Below are 8,093 nucleotides of genomic sequence, written 5' to 3' on the forward strand. Positions count from 1 at the left end.
CGGCCGGCAATGTGGTTATCCGGTCTGGCCGGTCCGGTCCCGCTGATGCTAACCATTCCGGGCGTGGCGAGAAAGCATCGTGCCGCAGCGGGCCAGGCCGCGGGCCGCGACCAGGGTCCGAGGAAAGACCGCCCGGCGCGGCGACCGCGCTCCCGGCTCAGAACAGGTCGTAACGGAACGCCAGCAGGATCGTCAACGACCACCACATGATCTGCTGCAGCGGCAGGCCGACGCGGAAGAAATCCGTGAAGCGATAGCCGCCGGCGGACAGCACCATCAGGTTCGTCTGGTAGCCGATGGGCGTCAGGTAACTCATGTTCGCGCCGAACAACACCGCGAGAACGAACGGCTCGGCCGGCACCCCGAGACGCTCGGCGACGAACACGGCCACCGGCGTCCCGAGCACCGCGGCGGCATTGTTGGTGACGACCTCGGTCAGCAGCGCGATGACCAGCATCAGCCCGGCCAGCGCCACCACGGTCGGCCAGGGCTCGGCCGCCATGACGAACAGGCTGGCGATATATTCCATCCCCCCGGTCACCGTCAGGGCGCGGCCCAGCGCAAGGCTGGCGACGATGACGATGATCAGGCGGCGATCGAGCGCCCCCAGGGCGGTCCGCCAGTTCAGGCAGTTTGTCACCAGCATCGCCAGCACGCCGAGCAAGGCGGCGACCGTGATCGACAGCACGCCGAAGGCGGCGGCCAGCACCACCGCGACCATGATCGACGCCGCCACCGGCGCCTTGCTCGTGTGCGGCAGGCCGAGCGAACCGTCCACCACCAGCACGTTGCCGGTCCGCTTCACGGCATCCAGCGACGCGGCCGAGCCCTGGACCAGCACGATATCGCCGGCGCGCAGGAACACGTCGCCGATATCGCTGACCTCGGCCCCGCGGGATCGCGGCCGGTGCACGGCGACCGGCAGCAAGCCATGGTGCGCGAAAAAAGGCACGCTCTTCAGGGTACGCCGATGAAGCGGAGAGCCCCGGGTCACGACGATCTCCGCCATGCGCTGGTCGCCTGCCCTGGGCGCCTCGTCGGCCGCGAGTGCATGCGAGGGATCGAGCGCATCGTAGAGCTTGACGCCCAGCTGGTGCTCGAAACGCTTCAGCCTTTCCGGGGTGTCGCGCACATGAAGCCGGTCGCCGGGTCGGATCTTCACCGAGGGGAGGCGCGCGACGAACAGTCCGGGACCGCGCTCGATGCCGCCGAGGCGCAGCGCCCCCTCGGTGCGCGTCACCAGCTCCGGAATCGTGCAGCCGGCGGCCGCGCTTTGCTCATCGACGTGGAGAATCGCCTCGAAGACGCGCGGCGAGGTGTCGGGCAGGGGGGGCGTCCGGTCCGGCACGAGGCGCGGTGCGACCAGCCACAGGTAAAAAATGGCGAGCAGCGCCGCCGGCACGGCAACGCCGGTGAAATGGAACATGCCCATCGGGGCCAGGCCCATCTCGGCCGAGATCTGCACCACCAGCAGGTTGGTGGACGTACCGATCGTGGTGCAGACCCCGCCGACGATGGTCGCGTAGCCCACCGGCATGAGCACCGAGGAGGCCGGCGTGCCGGTGCGCAGCGCCACGCTGACGAGAATGGGCAACAGCATCGCCACCACCGGCGTGTTGTTGAGAAACATGCTCAGGGTGCCGGCGAGCAACAAGGCGGCCAGCAGGGCCGTGGTGGGACTGCGCAACCACATCTTCGCGAGGCGATCGGCCACCGGCTGCAGGGCGCCGGTAGCCTCCAGGCTGCGCGTGCACATCAGGAGCGCCATGATGGTGATCAGGGCCATGTTGCCGAAGCCCGCCAGGAAGGTGGCGGTGCTCACGATCTGCCCGGAGGGCGCCGTGTAGGGGAACAGCTCGAAGCCGACGATCAGCACGCCGAGCACCACCAGCGCCGAGGTTTCCATCGGGATCCGGTCGCGGCTGAACAGGAACAGCGCCGTGACCGCGAGCAGCATTACGGCGATGCCATGGGGATCCGGCGCGGCGGGCATTTAAGGCCAGGCTCGTCGGGCGACGCGCGGCGGAAGAATCAGTCGCTGTCGGTGACGATGTCGAGATATTCCGCGCCGCGCATGAGCGCACGGAAGCTCGTCTGGTCCACGTGGACCAGGTCCTCGTGATCGCCGGCCTCGAAATACACCTCGTCGGTGTCGCGCAGGCGGACGTCCACCACGGTCGGCACGCGGTAATCCGGGCCGAGCGGCGGGATCGCGCCCTTCTCGCAGTCGTAGAACAACTGGTCGAGCTGGTCCTCGGGAATGAAGTCCAGCTGCGGCCGGCGCAGGGCCGCGCGCAGCCGCTCCAGGTCCAGCTTCCGGCTCGCGGACACCACTGCGAGCAGGGGCCCGATGGCGTCCTTGAGCACGACCGCCTTGGCGAGCGACGCCGGATCGACATGGGCGGTCCGGGCCGCCTCGAGCGACGTGCTGGAGTGGTGATGGCGAAGAATCTCGAAATCGACGCGCGTCAGAGCCAGCGCGTAATTGACCGTTTTTGCCAGGCTCATGGGATTGCTCACGCCAGTGGACCGGCTTGAATTATAGCGGCAAGACCGGGGATCGGCTGGAATGCGTCCAGAGTCACCCGCGCCGGGGTCGCAGCGGTTCGGCGCGGGCGACCAGTCCGCCGTCGGTGAAGAGGGCCGAGAACTCCTCTCCCAGCCGCCGCGACGCGCGCACTGCGAGAGTCCAGCGGCGCAGGCGCTCGGCGTCGTCGAAGGCCCAGAAATCCTTACGATCCGGGATCTTGCCGCCGGGCAGCGCCGCCACGAAATCCGCCGACGGGCACAGGATCACGGTGCGGTCGAGGGCCTCGGGACTCGCGTCGCGCCACGGCAGCGCCTTGTCGAACCAGCCGGGCACCAGGTGGGGGTAGAAATGCGGATAGAGCACCAGGCCGTCCCCGTCTCCGGCCATGGCGCAGTCGAAGTGGTAATCGATGATCCCGCCGTCCCGGTAAAGTCCCGCCGGGGCCCCGGGGATCGACGGCACCCCGGCCAGCACCAGCGGCACGGCGCCGGTGGCCATGACCGCGGGCGCCAGGTTGGCGGTGTCGAGCGGGACCCGGGTGGCCGGGAACACGCCGGGCGCCATGAAGGGGGCCGAATCACGCGGATCGTAGAACAGCACGCGCTCGAAAAACGCCTGCAGGGTCCGCGGCGAGGCCAGGTTCCCGATGGCCGCGAGGCCCAGGGCCAGCTTCTGCATCCAGGGCGTCTCGCTCGCGGCCAGGTGGCGCGCCCGCACCGCGGCCACGTTCATTCGCAGCGTCGGATGGGACAGGATCTCCGCCGCACCGTGCTCACCGAGGAGGCGCTCGAGGATGCCCGCCGTGACCCGGCTCACCTCCGCCGCCGAGGGGCGGACGCTGTAGCGCTGTTCCAGGTAGGCCTGCTCGAAGCGATCGAAGGCCGCCAGCGGGTCGGCCTGGGCATGACAGCAGGCCCGCCAGGCGCCGATCGAGGTGCCGAGCAGGAACAGCTTGCGCCGCCGCGGCGCGATGACATGGCGCGCCAGGGCCCGGTCGAGACCGCCCAGCACCAGCCACTTGGCACCGCCGGACGCTCCGGCCATGACCGTGAACGCGTCCGGGTCGAAGCCGTCCTTGCGGAGGCGCTCGAGGGCGGTCGGCCCGGCCAGGATTCGCAATGCAGGAGCACCCATCGGGGCCAAGCATACCGCGCTGCGACAAAATCCGGCAGGGCCGGCGAGCCGCCCCGGCCCCGGCGAAACCGCCGCCTGGGGTACCATCATCGTTCGCGCGCACGAGAAGGACAGGCTCATGATCGAGACCGGCCCCGCCGTCACGCTGACTTTTGTCGTCTACCTGGCCGTCGTGCTGGCGATCGGCGTCATCGCCTGGCGGCGCACCGCAGACCTGCGCGATTACATCCTCGGCGGGCGCCGCCTGGGCCCGTGGACCACCGCCCTCTCGGCGCAGGCCTCGGACATGAGCGGCTGGCTGCTGCTCGGCTTGCCGGGCTACGCCTACCTCGCGGGCCTCGAGGCTGGCTGGCTGGTCGTCGGCCTGCTGGCCGGCACCTGGCTGAACTGGCGCTTCACGGCCCGCCGGCTGCGGGTCGCGACCGAGGTCTACGGCGACGCGTTGACCCTGCCGGAGTACCTGCAACGACGATTCAGCGACCCCCATGGCCTGCTGCGCCTGCTCGGCGCGGTGGTCGTGCTGGTGTTTTTCACCTTTTACACCGCCTCCGGCCTGGTGGCCGGCGGCAAGCTGTTCGAGGCGGTCTTCGGCCTGCCCTACCTGTGGGCCGTGAGCGCGGGGGCCGGCGCGGTGCTCGCCTACACCTTTATCGGCGGCTTCCTCGCCGTCAGCTGGACCGACACGCTGCAGGGCGTGCTGATGCTCGTGGCGCTGGTGCTCGTGTCGTCTTTCGGCGTCGCGGCCGCGGGCGGCTTCGGCGGCCTCGGCGCCAGCCTGGAGGCCACCAACCCTGCACTGCTCGACGCCTTCACCGATGTCACGGGGACCCCGATCAGCTGGCTCGCCGCCGCCTCGCTGCTCGGCTGGGGGCTGGGATATTTCGGCCAGCCGCACATTCTTGCGCGCTTCATGGCGGTGCGTTCGGCGGATGAACTCGTGGCGGCACGCCGCATCGGGGTGAGCTGGGCGGCCATCGGGCTGGGCACTGCGACCCTGGTCGGCCTCGCGGCGGCGGCCTTGCTCGACCCCGCGCTGGAGGGCGCCGACAGCGAAAAGGCCTTCATGGCGCTGGCGGCTCTCCTCCTGCATCCCGTGGTGGCCGGCATCTGTCTCGCCGGAATACTCGCCGCCGTGATGAGCACCGCCGACTCGCAGCTGCTGGTCGCCTCCTCGGCCGTCTCCGAGGACCTCTACCGGGACCTGCTGCGTCCCGGAGCCGGACCGGGCGAGCTGTTGTGGGTCGGTCGCCTCGCCGTGATCGTGATCGCCGTCGGTGCGTTCGTCCTCGCGCTCGATCCCGACAGCAAGGTGCTGGACCTCGTGGCCTATGCCTGGGCGGGATTCGGCGCCTCGTTCGGCCCGACCATCCTCGCCTCGCTCTACTGGCGGCGCATGAGCCTGGCCGGCGCCTACGCAGGCATCCTCGTGGGCGGGTTCACGGTGGTCACGTGGGGCGCCGCCTCGGGCGGGATCTTCGATCTCTATGAACTGGTGCCGGGATTCCTGCTGTCGGCGCTTGCGGTGGCCGTTTTCGGCCGGCTCGGCCCCCCGGCGACCATGCCGGCGGCCTTCGCGCGGAGCTGAGGGCGCTCAGCCGAGCGCGATCGTCCAGGCGCCCGACAGCAACGCGACCACGGCGAACCCGGCCGCCGCCTGCACGCTGCCCCGGAGCAGTATCTCGCGCGGGACGCGCGCCGCCAGGAGGCCGGCACCGAGGCCCGCGACGAAGCCCCAGATATGCGCACCGATGTCGGTCCGCTCGCCGCCGGCGCCGGTGTAGGCGAGCACCGCGACCGCGGCGATCACCGGCGCCAGGCGATAAAGCCATCCCCGCAGGCTGCCGCGCCGGCCCGTCCAGCCCAGCGAGCCGAGCAGGCCGAGCGCCGCGAATACGGCGGTGGACGCGCCGATGGCCCTGTGGCCCGGACCCATGATCCATACGTTGAGGATATTGCCGACGATGCCGGCCAGCAGAATCAGGAACCAGGCGATCCCCGAGCCGAGGTAACGGCCCGCGAACCACCCGAACACCCCGCCGAAAAACAGGTTCGCGGCGATGTGGGCGAGATCGGCGTGCAGGGTCAGCGCCGTGACGGCCCGCCACCACTCCCCGGCGAGCATGGCGGCGCCGTCGATCCGGCCCGCCGCCAGCCAGTCTCGGTCGAAGGCGAAATTGGTGACGGCCAGGGCCACGAAGATCATGACCGCGATGTAGCCGGCGACGCCGCGGCGACCTCCCGCCAGGGGCTCGCGCGGGGCCGGGTCCGCCGGGCGCTGCAGGTTCTCCGCACGCCAGGCCTCGATCTCTCGCCGCGCCCGGGCCGCGTCGGCCGCTCCCACCAGGACGATGCAATCGCTGCCGTACTCGTGCACGACCGGCCGCAGGCCCACCGCCTCGAGCAGGAGGGCCACTTCGCCGCAGGGCCCGCGCCGGCGGGCGCGAAACACGATTTCCTGCGACTCGGGATCGACATCCATCTCCGCTATCCTCCGTGTTCCGGGCACCGGACTCAATCGGATGCTATGCTGCATTGCATCAGAAGCCATTCCGGCGGCCGACATGGGTTGGAGCAGGGTGATCGATGAGATTCGATGACCGTTATCGCGAGGACATCACGTTGCCCGACGGCGGCGTGATGCGACTGCGGCTGGTGCGCCCGGACGACCGGGACGGCATCATCGCCGCGTTCAACCAGCTGTCCATGGAAACTCGCGTGATGCGCTGGTTCTATCCCAAGATGCAGCTGAACCCGCAGGAAATCGATGAGCTTGTCGCGCCCTGCGACGATGATCATGGCGCCATCACCGCCATCGAGCTCGGACCGGACGGCACGGAGAAGAACGGTATCGGCATGGCCCGCTTCGTGCGGAGCAAGGACAGCCCGGATGCCGCCGAGATCGCGATCACGATCGTCGATGACTGGCAGGGACTGGGCATCGGGCGGATTCTCCTGCACCGCCTGCTCGCGATGGTCAGCGAACGCGGTATCCCCTACGCAGACGGACGTTTGCAGGTGGAGAACAAGGCCATGCGCCACCTGCTGGAGCCTTACGTGCCGCACGACGGCTTCCGGCGGGAAGACGCCACCCTCGTGTTCCGTTTCCCCGTGCCGCCCCCGGACCACCCGTTGATGGCCCAGCTGGCGCGCAACGCAGCTGCCGTGGCGAACATGTTCCAGCTGATGGCCGAGGGCGGGGTCGGATTGCCGCGGGCGCTGGCGGAATCGCTGACGGAGAAACAGGTGCCCCTGGTCCGCCCCAGGGCCTTGATGAAGACGCTGCTGCGCCAGGAGCGCAAGGGCGCGAGCGGCAAGCCGGGTGGCGGCCGCGAGTGACGCCTACTCGCTCGGGGTGCTTACCTACCAGCTGCTGACCGGCGACCTGGACAATATCCTGATGAAGGCGCTGGACCGCGAACCGGAACGGCGCTATCCCTCGAAAGCCGCCTTCAGCGCTGACCTGCGGCCCGTCGAGTCCAACCTCGAGATACGACGACGGCTAGAGCTCTTGCTCGTCCACCTCGAGCTTCAGGAAATGGCCTGAGTCGTCGATGGCCTGCAGCAAGGATTCGACGCCGGCGCGGAGTGCCGGCCGGCCTGCACACCGGGCGGCAAGGTAGTCGTCCCGCTCAGCGCTCGGCAACGCCAGCACCTCGTCGCAGATCGCCAGCATTTGTTTCTCGAGCTCGGCATCCCTGTCCGTCAGCCCTGGCTCCATTGCTCACCTCCATGAGAAACCAGCGTACGCCACCCGACTTGCAGTGGGCTCAGCGTCCTGCCGGCGTCCTCCGGGCGAAACCGAGCAATGCGAATGACATCCCGAGCAGACCCAGCGTTCCCGGTTCGGGCACGGGCACGGGCCCAGCCACCAGGGGCTCAGTGACCAAGTCCGTCGGCAGCCAGTCGCCGCCGAGCGTGAAAGGCTGGCTGCCCGGCGTACCTGTGCCACGCCAGGTAAAGAGCATAGTGAAGCCCGAGACTCGCGAGCCCGGAGCGACGGCTCCTTCGTTCCCTTGGTCGCAGAAAATACCCCCCACGCAGGCGTCATAGAAACCGAACTGATCGTCCGTGGGCGGGGGATCGAACAACGGATCCGGCGCAGCCACCAGCACGCTCCATAAGTCCGGCCCCGCGAAGGCGTCCGGGTCCACTTCCACGTCGTCGCCGGTGCCCACGGTATCGAACGCGTACAAGGCCGGGTCGAACCAGATGGTGAACCAGTCGATCGAGGCATCCGTCTCGTTGCCGACCGTGTATGTGTACTGCCATTGATCGCCGCTGATGTTCTCGACCTCGTAGAAGATCGGGTTGGCGCTCGCCAGCGGCGGGACCAACATAAGTGTCGCGCCGATCAGTGCGGTAAACATCTTCATTTCAATCTCCAGTTTCACAATGTCGTTTGTCTTTTGGTAGGGGGGACCGGCTCCGC

Annotated in this window: 9 protein-coding genes; 3 read left to right on the plus strand and 6 right to left on the minus strand. The window is 69.1% G+C overall.

Features of this window, described 5'->3' with window-relative positions:
• Positions 1–157: 157 nt before the first annotated feature.
• From G6032_RS12770 to G6032_RS12780, 3 genes are all read right to left on the minus strand, one after another.
• Positions 158–1,993, minus strand: coding sequence for an SLC13 family permease (locus G6032_RS12770; protein ID WP_165282540.1), 1,836 nt, complete (start codon positions 1,991–1,993; stop codon positions 158–160).
• Between the two features lie 38 nt (positions 1,994–2,031).
• Entirely contained in the window at positions 2,032–2,508 is a 477-nt protein-coding gene (locus G6032_RS12775; RefSeq protein ID WP_165282541.1) for a YbaK/EbsC family protein, read from the minus strand.
• Between the two features lie 73 nt (positions 2,509–2,581).
• Positions 2,582–3,649, minus strand: coding sequence for a patatin-like phospholipase family protein (locus G6032_RS12780; protein ID WP_206211978.1), 1,068 nt, complete (start codon positions 3,647–3,649; stop codon positions 2,582–2,584).
• A gap of 133 nt (positions 3,650–3,782) precedes the next feature.
• Between G6032_RS12780 and putP the strand changes: the two genes are divergently transcribed.
• Positions 3,783–5,249: a sodium/proline symporter PutP gene (gene putP / locus G6032_RS12785; RefSeq protein ID WP_165282542.1), complete on the plus strand. Its 1,467-nt coding sequence runs from the start codon at positions 3,783–3,785 to the stop codon at positions 5,247–5,249.
• Between the two features lie 6 nt (positions 5,250–5,255).
• Here putP and G6032_RS12790 read toward each other — a convergent pair whose 3' ends face one another.
• Positions 5,256–6,143 carry a rhomboid family intramembrane serine protease gene (locus tag G6032_RS12790; RefSeq protein WP_165282543.1) on the minus strand — a complete coding sequence of 296 codons (888 nt, stop codon included), beginning with the start codon at positions 6,141–6,143 and terminating at the stop codon, positions 5,256–5,258.
• A 104-nt stretch (positions 6,144–6,247) separates the two neighbouring features.
• On the opposite strand from G6032_RS12790, the gene G6032_RS12795 reads away from it, so the two are divergent.
• Together G6032_RS12795 and G6032_RS12800 are read left to right on the plus strand one after the other, a co-directional pair.
• The gene (locus tag G6032_RS12795; RefSeq protein WP_165282544.1) at positions 6,248–7,000 is read left to right on the plus strand and encodes a GNAT family N-acetyltransferase; all 753 of its coding nucleotides are present in this window, start codon (positions 6,248–6,250) and stop codon (positions 6,998–7,000) included.
• Positions 6,984–7,208 (plus strand): hypothetical protein, encoded by a 225-nt coding sequence (locus G6032_RS12800; RefSeq protein WP_165282545.1) that lies wholly within the window; start codon positions 6,984–6,986, stop codon positions 7,206–7,208. Before G6032_RS12795 ends, G6032_RS12800 begins: the two co-directional genes overlap by 17 nt.
• On the opposite strand, the gene G6032_RS12805 is transcribed toward G6032_RS12800, so the two are convergent.
• On the minus strand, positions 7,164–7,382 hold the full coding sequence (locus tag G6032_RS12805) for a hypothetical protein (protein WP_165282546.1): 219 nt from the start codon (positions 7,380–7,382) through the stop codon (positions 7,164–7,166). The two genes, G6032_RS12800 and G6032_RS12805, sit on opposite strands and share 45 nt — an antisense overlap.
• 49 nt (positions 7,383–7,431) lie before the next feature.
• Positions 7,432–8,037 (minus strand): PEP-CTERM sorting domain-containing protein, encoded by a 606-nt coding sequence (locus G6032_RS12810; protein ID WP_165282547.1) that lies wholly within the window; start codon positions 8,035–8,037, stop codon positions 7,432–7,434.
• Positions 8,038–8,093: the final 56 nt, after the last annotated feature.

The sequence above is a fragment of the Wenzhouxiangella sp. XN24 genome, from assembly GCF_011064545.1.
Classification (GTDB): Bacteria; Pseudomonadota; Gammaproteobacteria; order Steroidobacterales; family XN24; genus XN24.

Excerpts from the sequence above, each read along its gene's own strand:
- G6032_RS12805 (WP_165282546.1), bottom strand. The coding sequence starts at position 7,382 with ATGGAGCCAGGGCTGACGGACAGGGATGCCGAGCTCGAGAAACAAATG.
- G6032_RS12770 (WP_165282540.1), bottom strand. The coding sequence starts at position 1,993 with ATGCCCGCCGCGCCGGATCCCCATGGCATCGCCGTAATGCTGCTCGCG.
- G6032_RS12790 (WP_165282543.1), bottom strand. The coding sequence starts at position 6,143 with ATGGATGTCGATCCCGAGTCGCAGGAAATCGTGTTTCGCGCCCGCCGG.
- G6032_RS12810 (WP_165282547.1), bottom strand. The coding sequence starts at position 8,037 with ATGAAGATGTTTACCGCACTGATCGGCGCGACACTTATGTTGGTCCCG.
- G6032_RS12775 (WP_165282541.1), bottom strand. The coding sequence starts at position 2,508 with ATGAGCCTGGCAAAAACGGTCAATTACGCGCTGGCTCTGACGCGCGTC.
- G6032_RS12795 (WP_165282544.1), top strand. The coding sequence starts at position 6,248 with ATGAGATTCGATGACCGTTATCGCGAGGACATCACGTTGCCCGACGGC.
- putP (WP_165282542.1), top strand. The coding sequence starts at position 3,783 with ATGATCGAGACCGGCCCCGCCGTCACGCTGACTTTTGTCGTCTACCTG.